This window comes from Bradyrhizobium sp. 26S5, from assembly GCF_036923295.1.
Taxonomy (GTDB): Bacteria; Pseudomonadota; Alphaproteobacteria; order Rhizobiales; family Xanthobacteraceae; genus Bradyrhizobium; species Bradyrhizobium septentrionale.
Map to the genome: position 1 here is coordinate 2,839,886 of NZ_CP145948.1, position 19,482 is coordinate 2,859,367.

16 protein-coding genes are annotated in these 19,482 nt (G+C 65.1%); 10 read left to right on the forward strand and 6 right to left on the reverse strand.

The window, feature by feature from the left end; translation table 11 throughout:
- The first annotated feature begins 165 nt into the window (after positions 1-165).
- Both V5279_RS13220 and V5279_RS13225 read left to right on the forward strand, forming a co-directional pair.
- Positions 166-477: a hypothetical protein gene (locus V5279_RS13220; protein ID WP_166297951.1), complete on the forward strand. Its 312-nt coding sequence runs from the start codon at positions 166-168 to the stop codon at positions 475-477.
- A gap of 250 nt (positions 478-727) precedes the next feature.
- Entirely contained in the window at positions 728-1,444 is a 717-nt protein-coding gene (locus V5279_RS13225; RefSeq protein WP_338697931.1) for a hypothetical protein, read from the forward strand.
- A 1,078-nt stretch (positions 1,445-2,522) separates the two neighbouring features.
- Here the strand turns inward: V5279_RS13225 and V5279_RS13230 are convergent.
- From V5279_RS13230 to V5279_RS13250, 5 genes are all read right to left on the reverse strand, one after another.
- Positions 2,523-3,302, reverse strand: coding sequence for an alpha/beta hydrolase (locus tag V5279_RS13230; protein WP_338697934.1), 780 nt, complete (start codon positions 3,300-3,302; stop codon positions 2,523-2,525).
- 3 nt (positions 3,303-3,305) lie between these two features.
- Complete coding sequence (locus V5279_RS13235) at positions 3,306-4,601, reverse strand: O-acetylhomoserine aminocarboxypropyltransferase (RefSeq protein WP_338697936.1); 1,296 nt, start codon at positions 4,599-4,601, stop codon at positions 3,306-3,308.
- A 45-nt stretch (positions 4,602-4,646) separates the two neighbouring features.
- A complete protein-coding gene (gene pncB / locus V5279_RS13240; RefSeq protein ID WP_166297939.1) occupies positions 4,647-5,951 on the reverse strand; it encodes a nicotinate phosphoribosyltransferase in 1,305 nt (434 codons plus the stop codon).
- A 61-nt stretch (positions 5,952-6,012) separates the two neighbouring features.
- Positions 6,013-9,525 (reverse strand): molybdopterin cofactor-binding domain-containing protein, encoded by a 3,513-nt coding sequence (locus V5279_RS13245; protein WP_338697939.1) that lies wholly within the window; start codon positions 9,523-9,525, stop codon positions 6,013-6,015.
- 20 nt (positions 9,526-9,545) lie between these two features.
- Positions 9,546-10,013: a (2Fe-2S)-binding protein gene (locus tag V5279_RS13250; RefSeq protein WP_338697941.1), complete on the reverse strand. Its 468-nt coding sequence runs from the start codon at positions 10,011-10,013 to the stop codon at positions 9,546-9,548.
- 278 nt (positions 10,014-10,291) lie between these two features.
- On the opposite strand from V5279_RS13250, the gene V5279_RS13255 reads away from it, so the two are divergent.
- The 8 genes from V5279_RS13255 (at position 10,292) to V5279_RS13290 (ending at position 18,564) form a co-directional block, all read left to right on the forward strand.
- The gene (locus V5279_RS13255; protein WP_338697943.1) at positions 10,292-11,740 is read left to right on the forward strand and encodes a 6-hydroxynicotinate reductase; all 1,449 of its coding nucleotides are present in this window, start codon (positions 10,292-10,294) and stop codon (positions 11,738-11,740) included.
- On the forward strand, positions 11,737-12,645 hold the full coding sequence (locus tag V5279_RS13260) for a UPF0280 family protein (RefSeq protein ID WP_338697945.1): 909 nt from the start codon (positions 11,737-11,739) through the stop codon (positions 12,643-12,645). The genes V5279_RS13255 and V5279_RS13260 overlap by 4 nt, the downstream gene beginning before the upstream one ends.
- A 20-nt stretch (positions 12,646-12,665) precedes the next feature.
- Positions 12,666-13,250 carry an amino acid synthesis family protein gene (locus V5279_RS13265; RefSeq protein ID WP_338697947.1) on the forward strand — a complete coding sequence of 195 codons (585 nt, stop codon included), beginning with the start codon at positions 12,666-12,668 and terminating at the stop codon, positions 13,248-13,250.
- A gap of 75 nt (positions 13,251-13,325) precedes the next feature.
- A complete protein-coding gene (locus tag V5279_RS13270; RefSeq protein WP_414645946.1) occupies positions 13,326-14,492 on the forward strand; it encodes an ABC transporter substrate-binding protein in 1,167 nt (388 codons plus the stop codon).
- Positions 14,493-14,714: 222 nt separating this feature from the next.
- On the forward strand, positions 14,715-16,604 hold the full coding sequence (locus V5279_RS13275; protein WP_338697950.1) for an ABC transporter permease: 1,890 nt from the start codon (positions 14,715-14,717) through the stop codon (positions 16,602-16,604).
- On the forward strand, positions 16,601-17,392 hold the full coding sequence (locus V5279_RS13280; protein ID WP_338697952.1) for an ABC transporter ATP-binding protein: 792 nt from the start codon (positions 16,601-16,603) through the stop codon (positions 17,390-17,392). Before V5279_RS13275 ends, V5279_RS13280 begins: the two co-directional genes overlap by 4 nt.
- A complete protein-coding gene (locus V5279_RS13285) occupies positions 17,389-18,093 on the forward strand; it encodes an ABC transporter ATP-binding protein (protein ID WP_338697954.1) in 705 nt (234 codons plus the stop codon). Before V5279_RS13280 ends, V5279_RS13285 begins: the two co-directional genes overlap by 4 nt.
- A gap of 15 nt (positions 18,094-18,108) precedes the next feature.
- The gene (locus V5279_RS13290) at positions 18,109-18,564 is read left to right on the forward strand and encodes a MarR family winged helix-turn-helix transcriptional regulator (protein ID WP_338697956.1); all 456 of its coding nucleotides are present in this window, start codon (positions 18,109-18,111) and stop codon (positions 18,562-18,564) included.
- 259 nt (positions 18,565-18,823) lie between these two features.
- Here the strand turns inward: V5279_RS13290 and V5279_RS13295 are convergent, their stop codons facing one another.
- The gene (locus V5279_RS13295; protein ID WP_338697958.1) at positions 18,824-19,411 is read right to left on the reverse strand and encodes a hypothetical protein; all 588 of its coding nucleotides are present in this window, start codon (positions 19,409-19,411) and stop codon (positions 18,824-18,826) included.
- Between the last annotated feature and the right edge of the window lie 71 nt (positions 19,412-19,482).

The following is a 19,482-nucleotide window of genomic DNA, read 5'->3' on the forward strand; positions in this document are numbered from 1 at the left end:
GCGGAAATCTTGCGCTCATCCTGAGCTTCACCGGTTGTGACCCGAGGCGGACGTACCGTCTCTGTTGACCCGTGGCGTGTCTGGTCTCGATAGGCTAACCTTGTGAACTTGACCGGACACTTACCCCCCAAAAAAAACCGGCGGGAAAGAAACAAGGCGAGAGGCTTGAGCGCAACAGTCTTCCATATCTGGTTCTATAGAATCTTCTATATCTGGGCTGGAGTATCGGGAATTCTTTATCTACTCGGCCTCATGCTGCGTTACAAAATGCTCCAACATCGGTTTCCTCGCCGAAGCTTGACGTTTTGGGAGTTGTGGAATCTTCCTCGCGCTGATGGCTTCGTGTTTCTAACCGATCCCACGGACTTTGACTTAACCGGCCGTATCTACCGCAAGTGGGTGATCCGCGTAGAGACGCCCTTGTTGATCTGGTTTTCGCTCGGCGCGGCCATCGCTTTTGTCATTCATCCGAAATAGTGTTGCCATGCTAGCGGTGAGCCTGACGCAGCATTGTCGAATGTCGGGATTGGCCGATGGCTTACGATCTGGATGACCATCGAGAAACGTCGGCTCTGCGAAGTGAACCGGAAGTCCCGAGGTTCGATCGCTATCGGCGGCTTTTGACCCGAAGCTCACATTTATGACCGGGCAACTTTGACCTAAGCCATTAACCCGACCAATAGGGTTTTCTCTTATCACGCCGGGAGCGGCGTTTCCTGATCTGGGCTTGGCAAATGAGGGCTCTACTCGCACGGCTGGTGATCGCCTGCGCGGCAGCAGGTCTCTGCATCGACGCAGCAGCAACCGCAGCCGTTCCCTATTCCTTTCTGATCATCCGTCGCAGGACGGCCGATGCATCGGCGACTATGGCGCAGGCGATATTGATCGCTCAGAGAAAGCTTGTCTGGAACGGATTGGCGAACTGGCCCGACGCGTAGGTCCCGGTTTGCAGTTGACGTTCAGGAACGGGAAGACGCGAATTTATCTGAACGAGGAAGCGAAGTGTCAGAGCAGTGACGCCGATGGCTGCGTCAAATATCAACTGACCGGCTGTTTTCCCGAGCACGATCTGTTGCTGATCGAAGTCGATTATTGGGAAGGTGTGAGTTGGCGGCTTGTATGGGCGGAGACGGGCGACGGTACAAGCATCGTTGCACCTCCGCACTATTCTCCCGACAAACGCTGGCTGGCCTCCGTTGCCTCGGGGGAGGGTCCTTCCGGACCTCCCAACGGAATGGATATCGTTCCGAGCAAGCCCAGTTCGTCTTTCAAGCAATGGCACTATCGCACTCCCGACGACGGGCAATGGCTCTACGAATTCATTGGTTGGGACGGGAATGCCCGGGTCGGCCTTCTTGCGTCGTCGTTGGGAGCGCCGCAACGAAGGTCTCCGACCTCTATCGAGCGTCGAAAGGGAGATTGGCATCTGAGAGAGCCACAATAATCGGCGCGTTTCGCAACTTCGGCCGTTGGCCCGAAGCCGCCACCGCCGCGTCCGTCAGGGAACGATCACCACTTTTCCCGGAATGCGATCTGTTTGGCGTGATCGCTGTTCACCACCAGTATGGCCACCACCACCCCTCATAGAGGCGCCAAGATGACACCACGGGCGGCCCGTATGGATCGACCCGGTCGTCTTCTGGGCGATAGCGATATCGTGGAACAATATAATAATCCCACGGAGTCGGCCTTATCACGGGCGTCGAGATAACGACCCTCGTTCGTTCATGAACGACTTGCGACTTCCGCGCCCGGGCTTCAGCACCGGACGCCCCGAGGTTACACAGCACCAGGGCCGCTCCGAGAGTGCACACGACGGTCATAATCTTCATCTTCATGCATCGGCCTCCTAACCTGAGAGTGCAAAAGGACTCAAAGCAAGGCAAGCTAATTCGCTCTTGGCTGGCTTGAATCACCGCTTCTGGCCCCTCTCGGACTTGCGGCAATGCCCGCTGTCGCGCTCCTGTCAGGGCCATGGCAGACGTCCAACACGCATGATCCGAGCCGCCTCGATTTATGAGTACACGCCCCAGCTAGTGGTAGTCGATTATCTCCACGTCCGCCGGACCGGTGTCGGTTCACCGGAATACGACCCGCCATTGGTGATTGATACGAAATCGAGTGCTTACCCGGCAAGTCGCCCTTGCACTGGCATGGTGGGTGAGAATCGCGACGGACGCCTACGCTCTTGCGCCGGGATGTCCGCGGAATTTCGGAATAATAGAAGATATCGCTGATTTGCCCGACGCGTCAAGTTGCTTGTCCGGTTGCCGGCGGCCGCCCTGCTACTTTGCATGGGGTTGTTTTCGATATTTTTGAGTTCTCCAACGTCACCATCAGTAGTGGCGGCAGGGCACTTCGAATGCGAAAGCATCGGAGCCGGCTGAGGGGTCTCTATCCGCGGAGACAGACCCCTCCATCCGGCGTCGTAGCCGACGCTATGCGTCGGCGTCATTTAATTGACGGCGGCCGTAGGCCGCCTACGCCACCTTCTCCCACAAGGGGAGAAGGGAAGAGGGCTGTTACTGCAGCGCCGCCAGCAGTTCGTCGGGCTGCTCGACCATCATCATGTGGCCGGCGCCCGGCAGCACCACGGTCCGCGCGTTCGGCGTCGCGGCGGCCAGCGCCTTGCCGGCCTTGGCGGGGGTCATCATGTCGCGCTCGCCGAGGATGAAGGTCGCGGGCACCTTGACCGCGGCCGCGGCGGTCAGCGCGTTCTGGTAGGCGTTGCAGGCGTTGAGGTCGTTGTACAGCACGCCCGGCTTCGCCTCCTGCAGCACCCGCTGCGCGCCCTGGTGCATCCACATCCCCGGCGCGAGGCTGCCGCCGAGCTCGGCCTTGAAGCCGAGACCCCAGATCGAGACCATGTCGATCGCGTCAGCATCATTGGCCTCGGCGGCCTTCAGCAGGTCGGGGCCGACCGTCATGGTCGCGGCGGTGCCGATCAGCGCAAGGCCGGAGACCTTGTCGGGATGCCGCGCCGAGGTCTCGATCGCGATCAGCGACCCCATCGAATGGCCGATCAGCCGGGCCTTCGCTGCGCCGGCCGCGGCAATCAGCGCCGCGATCCAGTCGGCCATCTCGGCGATCGTCGGCAGCGGCTTGCCGGAGGAGCGGCCGTGGCCGGGCAGGTCAGGCGCCAGCACGGAATAGCCGTGATGGGCGAACCAGCGGCTGTGCAGCGCCCACGTCGAGGAATCGAAGCCGGCGCCGTGGATCATCACCACGGCCGGCAGCGATGCATCGAACGGCTTGCCGCCGGTCGCGATGAAGGTGTCTGTCCCGTTGACGGAAAGCTGCATGGCTCAAGTCCTTTGCGAGGCGCGCAGCGCCTGGCCGAGATCGTCGATGATGTCCTGCGCGGTCTCGATGCCGACCGAGAGCCGCACCAGCTCCTCGCCGATCCCGGCGGCCTTGAGCTGTTCGGCATCCATCTGCTGATGCGTGGTGCTCGCAGGGTGGATCACCAGCGTCTTGGCGTCGCCGACATTGGCGAGATGGCTGATCAGCTTCAGGGATTCGATGAACTTCTTGCCGGCGGCGCGGCCGCCCTTGATGCCGAAGCTGATGATCGAGCCGGCGCCGCGCGGCAACAGCTTCTTCGCCAGCGCGTAGTCCGGATGCGTCTCCAGCGACGGATGCAGCACCCAGTCGACCGCCTTGTTGGCGGCGAGGGCGTCCAGTACCGCATGGGTGTTGCTGACGTGGCGGTCCATGCGGACGCCGAGCGTCTCGATGCCCTGCAACAGCTGGAACGCATTGGTCGGCGACAGGCAGGCGCCGAAATCGCGCAGGCCCTCGGTGCGGGCGCGCATGATGAAGGCGGCCTTGCCGAACTGCTCGTCGAAGACGATGCCGTGATAGCCGGCATAGGGCTCGGTCAGCTGCGGGAATTTGCCGGAGGCGCGCCAGTCGAACCGGCCGCCATCGACAATGACGCCGCCGATGGCAATGCCGTGGCCGCCCATCCATTTGGTCGCCGAATTCATCGTGACGTCGGCGCCGAGCTCGATCGGCTGGCTCAGATAAGGCGTCGCGAAGGTGTTGTCGATCAGAAGCGGAATCTTTGCATCATGCGCGATTTGCGCCACCGCGGGGATATCGAGCACTTCGAGGCCGGGATTGCCGATGGTCTCGCCGATCACGAGCCGCGTGTTCGGCTTGATCGCGGCGCGGAATTCGTCGAGCGCGCGCGGCTTCACGAACGTCGTGGTGATGCCGAAGCGCGGCAGCGTGTGCGCCAAAATGTTGATGGTGCCGCCATAGAGCGAGGCGGAGGCGACGATATGGTCGCCGGCATTGAGCAGGGTCGCGATCGCCAGATGCATTGCGGCCATGCCGCTGGCGGTGCAGATCGCGCCGACGCCGCATTCGAGCGCGGCGATGCGCTCCTCCAGCACAGCGGTCGTCGGATTGGAGATGCGCGTATAGATGTGACCGGCGCGTTCAAGATTGAACAGCGCTGCGGCGTGGTCGGCGTCCTGGAACACGTAGGACGTGGTCTGATAGATCGGAACCGCGCGCGCGCCGGTCGCGGGATCGGGGCGCTGGCCGGCGTGCAGGCTCAGGGTTTCGAAGGCAGGCGGCTTGGGTGCGGGCATGCGAAACTCGTCAGGTCAGTCGATCGGAGTGATCGGTGCGTTGATTTAGACGTGAACTGCGGTGCGAACACGGCCGACATTGCCGAACACGCGCAAATAGCGCTCGACCTCGGACGGAATGCCGGTCGCCTTCTCCGGATTGTCGGAGAGTTTGACGGCCGGGCGTCCGTCGACCGACGTCACCTTGCAGACGATCGAGATCGGATCGAGCGCGGCGGTGCCGTCGGGCGCGCAGCCGACGAAATCGTTGGTGAGGTTGGTGCCCCAGCCGAAGCTGACGCGCACGCGGCCCTTGAAGTGATGGAACGTCTCCTCGATCGAGCCGACATCCATCGCGTCGGAGAACACCAACAGCTTCTCCTTCGGATCGCGGCCCTTCTGCTTCCACCACTTGATGATGTCTTCGCCGGCCGTGATCGGCGGCGCGCTGTCGGGACGAAAGCCGGTCCAGTCGGCGACCCAGTCGGGCGCATCGCGCAGGAACGGCTTGGTGCCGAACGCGTCGGGCAGGGCGATCAGCAGGTTGCCGCCATAGGTGTGGCGCCACTGATCGAGGATGCGATAGGGCGCCCAGCGCAGCGCCTCGTCGTCGTCGGCAAGTGCCGCAGCCACCATCGGCAGCTCATGCGCGTTGGTGCCGATCGCCTCGAGGTCGTTATCCATCGCGAGCAGCACGTTCGACGTTCCGGTGAAGGAGGGACCGAGGCCTTCCTTCACCGCCTCGACGCACCAGCGCTGCCAGAGGAAACCGTGGCGGCGGCGCGTGCCGAAATCGGACAGCCGCAAGCCATCCAGCTTGCGCAGCCGCTCGACCTTGGCCCACAGCTTGGCCTTGGCGCGGGCGTAGAGCACATCGAGCGCGAAGCGGCCGTAGGTCTTGGTCGCCGCGCGCGAGCGCAGCTCATTGAGGATCGCAAGCGCCGGGATCTCCCACATCGTGGTGTGGGTCCACGGCCCGTGGAAATGCAGCTCATACTGGCCGTCGACCTTGTTCAGCTCATATTCGGGCAGGCGGAAGGTCGAGAGCCAGTTGATGAAGTCGGGCGAGAACATCTGGGTCTTGCCGTAGAACGTGTTGCCGGCGAGCCAGATCAATTCCTTCTTGGCGAAGCGGATGGTGCGGGCGTGGTCGAGCTGGGCGCGCAGCTCGCCCTCGTCGATGACCTCGGCGAGCCGGATATGGGTCGAGCGGTTGATCACCGAAAACGTCGTGCGGGTGTCCGGATAGCACTCCCGGATCATCTGCAGCATCAACAGCTTGTAGAAATCGGTGTCCAGCAGGCTGCGCACGATCGGGTCGAGCCGCCAGCCATGGTTGTAGGTCCGGGTCGCGATATCTGTCACGGTCATGCGGGAACCTTAGCCTGCCGGGCGCCGCCCGCCCAGTGGGTTTTGCCCGGAACATGGCAGGTCAGCGCGCTATGGTCCGCCGTATACGGCCCACGGTTGCGGCAACATCGGTCCAGGCCGGTTTGCCCGGGGCAAATTGCCGCCGCAGGAACGTGACGAGCTCGGCGATCTGGCCGTCGCTCATGCTGTCCCTGAAGGCCGGCATGTAGCCGAGATCGGTCACGGCAGGCTTGGCGATGCCGTGCAGGATCACCTGGATCAGATTGTCAGGGACGTCGCTGTGCAGATTGCTGTTGAGCGCCAGCGACGGCCGGCTGCCGAACAGCGGCGGTCCGCCGACCTCATGGCAGACGGCGCAGGCGCCTTGATAGATCCGCCCGCCCGCGGACGCTGAGGTGGTCACAGCGGTCGTGGTCTCGAGCCGCGCGGCGAGCGCATCGTGAGCCGGCCGATCGGCGGTCTCGTTGAACGAGGCGAGGTAGACCGCCATCGCGCGGATATCCTGATCGGGCAGCGCGGCGAGCTCCTGCACGACCGGCGCCATCGGTCCTGCGGCAACGCCGTGGAAGCGGGACTCGCCGGTGCGCAGATAGGCGTAAAGCTCATCCTCGCTCCAGGGCACCGGCGCCTTCGACAGCGAGGTCAGCGCCGGCGCCTCCCAGCCCTCGGCGAAGCCGCCGGCGAGATAGGCGCGCTGCCGCTCGGCGCCGAGCGCATTGCGCGGCGAGTGACAGGCGCTGCAATGGCCCAGACTTTCGATCAGATAGGCACCGCGATTCCAGATCTCCGATTTCGATCGATCGGGCTGGAACGTACCCGGCTGATGGAACAGCGCATTCCATCCGGCGAGCAGCGGCCGCAGGTTGAACGGAAAGGCCAACGCGTTGCGAGGAGTTTCGGCGCGCACCGGCGCCTGCGCCATCAGATAGGCATAGAGCGCCTGCAGGTCGGCATCACTGGTCCTGGCAAAATGCGTGTACGGAAATGCCGGATAGAGATGGCGTCCGTCGCGATGAATGCCCTCGCGCATCGCGCGCTCGAAGGCGAGGTAGGACCAGGCGCCGATCCCGGTGTCGACGTCGGGCGTGATGTTGGTCGTGGTGATGATGCCGAACGGCGTTTCGAGCGGCCGGCCGCCGGCGTTGGTGATGCCGTGCTCTGATGTGTGACAGACGGCGCAGGCGCCCAGCCCTGCGAGCTCCTTGCCGCGAGCGATCGTCGCGGCGGAATAGACCGAGGCATCGGGCCGGGCAATCGGCGCGATCGCACGCCAGGGCAGAACGGCTGCGCCGACACCGATGGCTGCGGCGCAGACCGCGGCAATGCCGGCCAGAAGGCCGCCGCGCTTCGCAAATGGATTCTGCCATCTGTTCAGGTCAGCCGTCTGCGCGGGCGGTGGAAGCGGCGCGGGCGCGACGGGTTGCTCGCCACGCAATCCCTTCAAAATGCGATCCTGTGTGAACGGCAGCTCGCGAAAACGCACGCCGGTCGCGTCATAGATCGCATTGGCGATCGCGGCGGCGCTCGGCACCGAGGCGGACTCGCCGACGCCGAGCGGCGGCTGGTCCTGCCGCGGCAGCATCAACACGTCGATCTTCGGCAGATCGGGGAATTTGATGATGGGGTAGGCGCCCCATTCCCGCGCCGTCACCGCGCCGCGCTCGAAGGAGACTTCCTCCATCAGCGCGCGGCTGGTCGACTGGATGACGTTGCCTTCGATCTGGTGCCGCACGCCCTCCGGATTGATCATCAACCCGGAGTCCTGGCCGGCGACGACGCGGGTCACGCTGACATCGCCGGTCGCCTTGTTGACCGCGACGTCGGCAATCCAGGCCGACCATGCCGCGCCGTAGCCGGGAAACTTGCTGTGCACGTAGAGCGCATAGGCAAAGCCGCGGCCGCGAACGATGTCGCCTTCCGCCTCGGGCGCCTCGCGCACCGGGCGCGGCGTCCAGCCAGCGCGCTCGGCGACCGCGTTGACGAGATCGATCGCGCGCTTGTCCTTTAGATAGCGCAGCCGGTACTCGATTGGATCGACCTCGGCTGCGGCGGCAAGCTCGTCGATGTAGGACTCGTGCGCGAAGGTGTTCGGCAGCGCCGACACGCCGCGAAACCAGGAAGCGCGCACGATCGGCGGCATGTCGTTGGCGACCACGCGCATATTCTCGTAGTCGTAGGGCGGGATCGCGGTACGGTCTCCCATCTCGAACACGGCGGCTTCAGGTGCGATCCGTCCGGTGAGCAAGAGCGCGAGCGTCGGTGCGCCGTTCGAAGGATAATGCGTGGAAAAATCGTAGCCGGCGACGCTGCCGTCGGCGTTGAGGCCGCCATTGACGTCCATCAGCTGCGCGGTGCCCTTCGGCTCCCACGCATGTTCCTGCTCGCGGGTGAGCTGGACGCGCACCGGGCGGCCGACCGCGCGCGACAGCAGCAGCGCATCAGCGGAGACGTCGTCGGCGCAGTTGCGGCCGTAGCAGCCGGCGGCCTCCATCCTGATCACGTCGATCTCGGATTCCGGGCGCTGGATCAGCAGCGCAAGATCGCTGCGCAGGATGTGCGGGTTCTGGGTGCCGGACCAGACGCGGATCGCGCTCTCGCTATAGTCGGCAACCGCGCAGGACGGGCCGATCGAGCCGTGCATCTGGTAGGGCCAGAGGTAGGTGCGTTGCATCGGCGTGGCCGCTGCCTTGATCGCGGCATCGACATCGCCCTTGTCGATCAACTGGCGCGGCGTCGACGGATTGGCGCGCAGCGCCTTCTCGATGTCGGCAAGATCGGTCAGCGCCGGTCCAGGCTTCCAGCTCACCTTGAGCTGCGCGGCGGCCTTGATCGCGTTCTCCTCGCGCTCGGCGACGACGCCGACGAAATCGCCGATCCGCACCACCGCGAGAAGGCCGGGAATGTCGCGCACCGAGGCGTCATCGACCGCGATCAGGCTGGTGCCGACGAACGGGCCGGCATCGACGCCGGCGTAAGGCGGGCGGACGACACGGCCGTGCAGCATGCCGGGTACGCGGACGTCGTGGACATAGACGAGCTCGCCGGTGGCTTTCGCCGGCAGGTCGACGCGCGGCACCGACTTGCCGACGACGGAATAGGCGCTGACGGCCTTGACCGGAACGTCGTCGGCGAGCTCGAGCCGGATGGTCTCGTCAGCGATCAATTCGCCATAGCTGACGCTGCGGTTGTCGTGACCGCGGACCAGGCCGTCCTCGATCGTGAGGTCGTCGACTGGCAGTTCGAGCCGCTCCGCCGCGCGCGAAAGCAAAAAGTGCCGCGCCTGCGCCGCGGCCTTGCGCAGGGGAACGGCGGTGATCTGGATGGTTTCGCTTGCGATCGTCGCGCCCTGGTTCGGCACCACCGCGGTGTCACCGAGGATCACGACGACGCGGGCAAACGACACGTCGAGCTCTTCGGCGACGATCTGCCCGAGCGCGGTGCGGATGCCGGTGCCGAGATCGACATGGCCGTTATAGGCGTTGACCGAGCCGTCGGCCGTGATGGTGATGAAGGTCTCGAACGCGCCTTCCGCGCCGAGCACCGCGGGGCGAACGACGGACAGCGAGCCGCGCATGCGTTGCTCCGATCCCGCCATCAATCGCGCGCCTCGAGCGCGTGGCCGGCCGCACGCATGGCCGCGCGGACGATCTCGATATGCGCGCCGCAGCGGCAGAGATTGTAGCGCAGTGCTTCCAGCACCTCATGCTCGGATGGGGTCGGGTTGCGCGTCAGCAGCGCCTTGGTGGTGATGATCATGCCATTGAGACAATAGCCGCACTGTGCGGCCTGCTCGCGGATGAATGCATCCTGCACGGGATCGGGATGCTCGCGGCTGCCGAGACCTTCCAGCGTGACGATGTTGCGTCCGGCGCAGCCTTCGATCGGAATCACGCAGGCGCGCGCGGCGATGCCGTCGATCAGCACCGCGCAGGCGCCGCACTCACCGAGCCCGCAGCCGTATTTCGGTCCGTTCAATGCGAGGTCGTTGCGCAGCACGTAAAGCAATGCGGTGTCGGGAGCGGCGTCGACATCATGATTCCTGCCGTTCACGGTCAGGCGCATTGCCCCGGTTCTCCCCTGATGTTTGCGCTGCAACGCGCCAGCGTCCAAATCGCGCATGAGGATAACGTTTGTATACAAACGTGCAAGCGGCGGCATGCCGCGCTGCAGCGAGTGCACGCTTTATGAACAGGGTGCGCAAGCGAATGGCAAGGTTTGATTGCAAAGGCCGCTTGACAGGTCTCAAGCTCGCGCGCAGGATCATTCGTATACGAACGATATAGGCGGGAGGCGGAAGCGCAGTATGACCGACCGTCCCCGCAAGTCCAGGCTTGGTCACGATGGCTGACACAATGACCGTCGCCGCCGGCGACAAGATCCGCTGCGATGCCTGTCCGGTGATGTGCTACATCAAGCCGGGGGCGGCCGGCGCCTGCGATCGCTACGCCAACCACGATGGCACGCTGGTGCGCGTCGACCCGCATGTCGTGCTGGAGCGCGCCGTCTCGCACGGCGGCAAGCTGGTGCCGTTCCAGGTGAGCGGCGACTGGGACGGCAAGATCGTCCGCCAGCCCGATCTCTTCGTCACTGCGATCGGCGCCGGAACCACCTATCCGGATTACAAGCCGGCGCCTTTCATCGTGTCGTCGGAGGTTGACGGCGTCGACATGGTCACAGTCGTGACCGAAGGCATTTTCTCCTATTGCGGCGTCAAGGTGAAGATCGACACCGACCGCTATCTCGGCCCGGAAACCGCTATTGTCCGCGCGGAGGGCGAGGCGGTCGGCCATGTCACGACCAGCGAATATGGCTCGCAGATGCTTTCGCTCGGCGGCGTGCATCATCTGACCGGCGGCTCCAAGAAGGAAGGCCGCGTCACCTGCGACACACTGATGGATCTCTCCAACTGCAAGGCCGTGGAGCTTGTGATCGATGGCGGCGCCACCGTCGTGGTGCAGGCCGGCCGGCCGCCGATCGTCAATGGTGTGGCGGAAGAGCGCATGCGGGTCGGCTGCGGCTCGGCCACCATCGGCATGTTCGCCAAGCAATGGCACGGCAAGGTCGATGAGGTCGTGGTGGTCGATGACCACATCACCGGCGTGCTGAGCGAGCATCAGGCCGGCAAACTGCTCGACATCGCCGACACAGGCATCAAGATGAAGGGCCGGCGCTCGACGCCCGGCCGCTATTTCCAGGTCGCCGATCCCGGCACCGGATGGGGCGGCACCAACATCTCCGATCCGCTGTCGATCCTCGGTCCCTTCAATGCCAAGGAGGCGCGGCCCGGGCTCACCATGCTGATGGTCTCGACCACCGGCGAGCATGCGTCCTACTACGTGCTCGACGAGGCGCTGAAGCCGGTCGAGACCGAGATGCCGACGGACCTCAAATTTTCGGTCGAGCGCATCCAGGAGAATTGCGAGCCGGCACTGTGCACCGTGCTGTTCATGGGCGGCGCGGGCGGATCGCTGCGCGCCGGCGTCACCGACAATCCGGTGCGGCTGACCCGCTCGGTCAAGGACGCGCTGACGCGGGTGACCAGCGGCGGCGCGCCGGTCTATGTCTGGCCCGGCGGCGGCATCACCTTCATGGTCGATGTGACGCAGATGCCGGCCGGCGCCTTCGGCTATGTGCCGACCCCGGCATTGGTGGCGCCGATCGAGTTCACGATGCGGCTGTCCGACTATGCGGCGCTCGGCGGCCACATGGATTATGTCCGGCCGCTGTCCTCGCTGCGGGACAGCGCCGAGGTCCGGCCGATGCCGTATCTTCCCGGGCGGCGCGCATGACCAGGCTCCCGCAAATCGCGCTTCTTCCTGACGGCAAGCGGCTGCATTTGCAGGATGGCCCGATTGATCTGGTCGTCGAGGCCAAGGGCAGGGATGTGGACGTGACTGCCGCCTATCAGGCCGCGGCGGCGCGATTCACGGGCTTGCTTGACGAATTGTGCGCGGAACTTCCCGAGCTGCGCAGCGCGGCCGATCCCGACCGCTGCTTGCTGAAAGGCGTGGTCGCGCGGCGGATGCATGCGGCGGTCGCGACGTTTGCCGCCGACTGCTTCATCACGCCGATGGCGGCGGTCGCGGGCTCGGTCGCCGAGGAAATCCTTGGCGCGATGCTTGAGGCGGCAACGCTCGATCGCGCCTATGTCAACAATGGCGGCGACATCGCCCTGCATCTTGCCGATGGCGAACAATTCAGTGTCGGCCTGATGGACCGGCCGGACCGCCATGGCGTGATGCGCACGATGACCGTCGATGCCGACATGCCGGTCCGCGGCATTGCGACCAGCGGCCGCCACGGCCGCAGCTTCTCGCTCGGCATTGCCGATGCCGTCACGGTGCTGGCGCTGACGGCGTCGCAGGCCGATGCCGCGGCGACCGTGATCGCCAATGCGGTCGATCTGCCGGGTCATTCGGCGATCCTGCGCGTTCAGGCGAGCGAATTGCAGCCGGACAGCGATCTCGGCGTACGGTTGGTGACGCGCGATGTCGGGCCTCTGGCGGAACACGAGATCGAGCAGGCGCTCGAGGCGGGGGCGGCGCGGGCGCGCGACCTCCTGATGTCGGGATTGATCGAGGGCGCGGCATTGCGTCTACTGGGCGAAACGCGAATTGTCGGTGCAACTGGGGACGGGGCGCCGGCTGCGCACGCGTTTCAGGGACAAACGACAGACAACATGCTGCGGGCATGACCGGGAGCGAGGCTGATACGATGAGCGCCGTCATTCGCAAGATCGTCACCGTGGTCGAGGAGACCCATCTGGAGATGGGCAAGACCATCGCACCGCCGACCCGGCGCGCCGCCACGATCGCGGTGATCGAAAACCCCTTCGCCGGCCGCTATGTCGAGGATCTGTCGCCGCTGATCGCGATCGGCGAGGAGCTCGGCGAATTGCTCTCGAAGCGGGCGGTGGCCGCGCTCGGCATCGACGGCGCCAAGGCGCACAGCTACGGCAAGGCCGCCGCCGTCGGCGAGAATGGCGAGCTCGAGCACGCGGCCGCGATCCTGCATCCCAAGATGGGCGCGCCGGTGCGCAAGGTGCTGTCGAAGGGCGCGGCGCTGATCCCGTCGTCGAAGAAGCGGTCGGGTCCCGGCACCACGCTGGATATTCCGCTCGGGCACAAGGACGCCGCCTTCGTGCGCAGCCATTTCGACGGCATGGAGGTGCAGATCAACGACGCGCCGCGGGCCAACGAGATCATGGTCGCGGTCGCGGTGACCGACAGCGGCCGGCCGCTGCCGCGGGTCGGCGGGCTGACGGTCGATGAGGTCAAAGGCGAAGACGGATTGCGATAATCTTTTGCAGAACAACTGGAGGACGGGATGCGTGGTTATTTCGTAGGGGCGAGATTGGCGATCGCGGTCGCGACCATGGCAACGAGCGCCATGACAACGCAGGCCTTGGCGCAGAGCGAGATCAAGGTCGGCGAGATCAACTCTTATTCCCTGCTGCCGGCGTTCACCGAGCCCTATCGCAAGGGCTGGCAGCTGGCGGTGGAAGAGATCAACGCGGCCGGCGGCATCAACGGCAAGAAGCTCGTGGTCATCTCCAAGGATGACGGCGGCAAGCCGGCGGATGCGCAGACCGCGGCGAACGAACTGGTGTCGAGCGAAAACGTCGCGATGCTCACCGGCACGTTCCTTTCCAATATCGGCCTCGCCGTCAGCGATTTTGCAAATCAGAAGAAGGTGTTTTTCCTGGCGGCAGAGCCGCTAACCGACGCCATCACCTGGTCGAAGGGCAACCGCTACACGTTCCGCCTGCGTCCCTCCAACTATATGCAGGCCGCGATGCTGGTTGAAGAAGCGGCGAAGCTTCCCGCAAAACGCTGGGCGACGATCGCGCCGAACTATGAATACGGCCAGTCGGCGGTCGCGGTGTTCAAGAAGCTGATGTCGGAGAAGCGGCCCGACATCCAGTGGGTCGACGAGCAATGGCCGCCGCAGGGCAAGATCGACGCCGGCCCAGTGGTGCAGGCGGTTGCCGCAGCGAATCCGGAGGCGATCCTCAACGTCACCTTCGGCGCCGACCTCGTCAAGCTCGTGCGCGAGGGTAACACCCGCGGCCTGTTCAAGGACCGCAAGGTGGTGAGCTTCCTGACCGGCGAGCCGGAATATCTCGATCCGCTGAAGGACGAGACGCCGGAGGGCTGGATCGTCACCGGCTATCCCTGGTATTCGATCAAGACACCCGAGCACGACGCGTTCCTGAAGGCTTACCAGGCCAAGTACAACGACTATCCGCGGCTCGGTTCGATCGTCGGCTACCAGACCATCAAGGCGGCGGCGGCGATCCTTGCGAAAGCCGGCTCGACCGATCCGGAGAAGCTGATCGCGGCGGCCGAGGGCATCTCGATGCCGTCGCCGTTCGGCGAGATCACCTTCCGCAAGATCGATCACCAGTCGACGCTCGGGGCCTTCACCGGCAAGACGGCGCTGAAGGACGGCAAGGGCATCATGGTCGACAGCGCCTATCGCAAGGGCTCGGACTATCTGCCCAGCGATGCCGAAATCGAGAAGCTGCGGCCGAAGGATTGATTTCTCTTCTCCCTCGCCCCGCTCTTGCGGGGAGAGGGCGTAGGCGGCCTACGGCCGCCGTCTAGAATGAACGCCGATGCGAAGCATCGGCTCTGGTGAGGGGCTTTCTCCACGAGTCGTGCTCGCGGAGAGTCCCCCTCACCCGAATTCAAGCTGACGCTTGAATTCGACCTCTCCCCGCAAGCGGGGCGAGGTGAACGGAAACTCCAACGCGGACCGCCCATGGCCTTCTATATCGTCCAGTTCCTGACCGGTCTTGCCAGCGCGGCGTCGCTGTTCCTGGTCGCTTCGGGTCTGTCGATCATCTTCGGCGTGACGCGGATCGTGAATTTCGCGCATGGCGCGTTCTACATGCTCGGCGCCTATGTTGCCTTCACGCTGACCGAGCGCTTCGCCGGCGCGCTCGGCTTCTGGGGCGGCATCGTCGTTGCGGCGTTGATCGTTGCCGTGATCGGCGTGCTGGTGGAGATGCTGCTGCTGCGCCGGATCTATCATGCTCCCGAGCTGTTCCAGCTGTTGGCCACCTTCGGCTTGACGCTGATGGTCGAAGACCTCGTGGTGTTGATCTGGGGCCCGGACGATCTGGTCGGGCGCCGCGCGCCGGGCTTCAAGGGCGCGGTCGATTTCTTTGGCCAGAACATTCCAAGCTACGATCTGTTCCTGATCGTGCTCGGCCCCGTCGTGCTCGGCGTCCTCTGGCTGCTGTTCCAGCGCACCCGCTGGGGCGTCCTGGTGCGCGCGGCAACGCAGGACCGCGACATGGTCGCAGCGCTCGGCGTCAATCAGAAATGGCTGTTCACCAGCGTGTTCGCGGTCGGCGTCTTCCTCGCCGCGCTCGGCGGCGCACTGCAGATTCCGCGCGATGCCGTGCATCACGCGATGGACCTGCGTATCATCGTCGAGGTCTTCGTCGTGGTCGTGATCGGCGGCCTCGGCAGCATCATCGGCGCCTTTGTAGCGGCGGTGCTGGTGTCGGAGCTCAACGCCTTCGGCATCCTGATCTTCCCGAAGATCTCCATCATCCTGGTGTTCCTGGTGATGGCGGTGGTGCTGATCGTCCGTCCCTGGGGCCTGTTCGGCAAGCCGGAGGCGCCGGCGCGGCGCACGCCGGGCCTCACGGTCAATCCGTGGCGGCCGCTGACGGCGAATGAGCGGCTTGCCGCGATCGCCGTGCTCGTCGTCGCCGCAGTGCTGCCGTTCGTTGCCGGCAATTACGTGCTCACGGTCGGCTCGGAGATCGCGATCTTCGTGATCTTCGCGGTCAGCCTGCATTTCCTGATGTCGGTCGGCGGGCTCGCCTCGTTCGGCCATGCCGCTTATTTCGGCCTCGGCGCCTATGGCGTGGCGCTGCTCGCCAAGATGGTGGGCTTGCCGATGATCGCCTGCCTGCTGCTCGGCCCGCTCCTTGGGCTGCTCGGCGCGGCCGTGTTCGGCTTCTTCGCGGTGCAGCTCTCCGGGGTCTATTTCGCGATGCTGACGCTGGCCTTTGCCCAGATCGTGTGGTCGATCGCGTTCCAGTGGGTGTCGGTGACCGGCGGCGACAATGGCATTCTCGGGGTCTGGCCTTCGAGCTGGGCGGCGAGCCCGGCGCACTTCTACTGGCTGTCGCTCGGCATCGCCGCGCTCGCGGTCGTGATCCTCCGCATCATCGTGTTCTCGCCGTTCGGCTTCGCGCTGCGCGCCACGCGCGACTCTCCGCTGCGCAGCGAAGCGATCGGCATCAACGGCAAGCGCATCCAGTGGACCGCCTTCGTGATCGCGGGCACGGTCGCCGGGCTCGCCGGCGCGCTGTTCGCCTACCTCAAGGGCAGCGTGTTCCCCGACAACATGGGCATCTCGCTGTCGGTCGATGCGCTGGTCATGGTGCTGCTCGGCGGCGTCGAGACGGTATCGGGCGCAGTGGTCGGGGCGATCGTCTACAAGGCGCTCAACATCTGGCTGATCAGCCAGACCGATCTCTCCAAGCTCGTGCTCGGCGGCTTCGTCGTGCTGATCGTGGTCGCCTTCCCGAAAGGCATCGTCGGCACGCTGGAAGCGTTGCTGCATCGCCGGCGCAAATCCGGATCGTCGTCGTCACCGCTGCTCACCTCCCGCATCGAGACCGCCGAATGAGCATGGCCCCCACATTGCTGTCGGTCGAAGGGCTGACCAAATCCTATGGCGGCGTGCATGCGGTGCGCGGCGTCTCCTTTGAATTGCGCGCCGGCGAGATCCTGGCGCTGATCGGGCCGAACGGCGCGGGCAAGAGCACCTGCTTCGACATGCTCAACGGCCAGAACATTCCGGACTCCGGCCGCATCCGCGTGCTGGGGGCGGAGACCACCGGCAAGAAGCCGCGCGTGATCTGGCGCATGGGCGTCGGCCGCACCTTCCAGATCGCGGCGACATTCCCGACCATGACGGTGCGCGAGAACGTGCAGGTTGCGCTGGTCTCGTATGGCGGGCAATTGTTCAATCTCTGGGCCTCGACCGCGGGCCAGGCCCGCGACGAGGCCGGACGGCTGCTCGATCTGGTCGGCATGGGCGCCTATGCGGAGCGGCCCTGCGGCGAGCTCGCCTATGGTGACGTCAAGCGGCTCGAGCTTGCGATCGCGCTCGCCAACCAGCCGAAGCTGCTGCTGATGGACGAGCCGACCGCCGGCATGGCGCCGCGCGAGCGCGTCGAGCTGATGCGGCTGACCGCACGGATCGCCCGCGAGCAGTCGATTGGCGTTCTCTTCACCGAGCACGACATGGATGTGGTGTTCGAGCATGCCGACCGCATCCTGGTGCTCAACCGCGGCAGCCTGATCGCCGAAGGCTCACCCGAAGAGGTGCGCGGTAATGCCCAGGTGCGGGCGATCTATCTCGGCGAAGGCTTGCTTTACGATGCGCGGCATCGCGAGGGAGCATCCGCATGAAGCTCACGGTGAAGGACCTCAACAGCTTCTACGGTCCGGCGCACATCCTGTTCGACATCGCGCTCGAGGTCGGCGAGGGCCAGGTGGTGGCATTGCTCGGGCGCAACGGCGCCGGCAAGTCGACCACGTTCCGCTCCATCGTCGGCCTGGTCGAGAACCGCTCCGGCCGCATCATGTTCGAGGGCAGGGATGTCTCGGTGCTGCCGACGCACGCGATCGTGCGCGGCGGCCTCGGCTATGTGCCGGAAGAGCGGCGCATCTTCACCGATCTGACGGTCGAGGAAAATCTCGAGGTCGGCCGCCAGCCGAAGCGGGCCGGCGCGCCGCAATGGGATCGCGACAAACTGTTCAAGCTGTTTCCGAACCTCGGCGAGATGCGGGGACGGCCCGGCGGCCGCATGAGCGGCGGCGAGCAGCAGATGCTGACGATTGCGCGCACGCTGATGGGCAATCCGTCGCTGGTGCTGCTCGATGAGCCCTCGGAAGGCCTGTCGCCGAAGATCGTCGAGCAGATGGTCGATGCGATCCTGGCGATGAAGAAAGAGGGCGTCAGCATCGTCGTCTCCGAGCAGAATCTGCATTTCGCCCGGCTGATCTCGGATCGCGCCTACATTATCGAGCGCGGCCGGATCTGTTTCGGCGGCACCATGGCGGAGCTCGATGCGCGTCCGGATGTCCGCGACGCGCATCTGTCGCTGTAAGGGCGGGGTAAAACAATGGCGAGGAGTGCTGCACAGAAGCGAAACGGGAAGGCGGCGAAGCCGGGTTACGTGCTGGACGAGCAGATCGGCTTCATCCTGCGTCAGGTGTCGCAGCGCCACGCCACGATCTTCGCCCGCGAGATCGGCATCAACCTGACGCCGACGCAATGGGCCGCGCTCTCGAAGCTGTCGGAGGTCGGCGCCTGCTCGCAGAACCAATTGGGGCGGCTGACCTCCATGGACGTTGCGACCATCAAGGGCGTGATCGATCGCCTGACCGCGCGCGGCCTGACCGAGACCTCGCCCGATCCCGACGATGGCCGCCGGCTGATGGTCAGTTTGACGCGCGCCGGCCAGCAGATGGCCGACAAGGCCGCGCCGAACGCGTTTGTGATTTCGAAGGAGACGCTGGCGCCGCTCGACGCCAAGGAGCGCGAGACGCTGATGGCGCTGCTCGGTAAGTTGCGGTGATCTATCTATCACCGTCACCCCCGCGCAAAGGCTTCGCCTTTGTCGCTGGAGGAGCCGCGCGGAGCGCGGCGTCTCGAAGGGTCGACGGCCCGGCTGTCTGCCATGGGCCGTGCATCCTTCGAGGCTCGCCCAGCGCCGCAAGGCTCGCACCTCCAGCGACAACGGCAGAGCCGTTGCGCGGGGATGACGGGTCATCTATCGCGCCTACGTCGCCACGACCTCCGCCACCTTGCTTGCTGACGGGCGCATCACGCGCGAATTATGTCGCAACACCAAGGGCCAGCGCGACGGCGCCGACCAGCACCAGGCTGAGCGCCCAAACCGCGTCCAGATTGAACCAGCTCCGCGCCACGAATTTGAGACCCAGATAGCGGTAGACCAGCCACGCCAGACATCCACCGGCGGCGATCATCGCGCCGGCATGGACGAGGGAGACCAGCACGGCCATCGTGAGGCTGGTGTCGATCAGGCTGTTGGCGGCGGCGTGGCCCTGGTCCGGCGCAGCCTCGCGGCACAGCCCCAGATAGATCGGCACCAGCATCAGCGCCGCGCCGTGGGCGATCGCCACCGCGAAGGACCACAAGGCGAGTTGCGTCGGTGGTATCCGCGCCAGGGCCCGTGGATGGCGCCGGTCGATCAGCCGATAGAGGCCGAACAAGATCACAAGCAGGCTGGCGCCGATCCGGATCGTGCGCTGCCATTCGACAAGAGTGACGAGCAATGCAAAGGGCAGGATCACGAGCAGCATCGCCAGCAGGTGGCCGATTGCCAGCGGGCCGAGCGCGGCGAGCAGCGCGCGCGAACTCCTTTGCATCAAACCCGCTGAAACCGCGAGCGGCCAGCCCATGCCCGGGTTGATCCCGTGGTAGAGGCCGCTCGCGATGACCGCCAGCCAGAGCCAGGCCGGTGTCCAGTGGG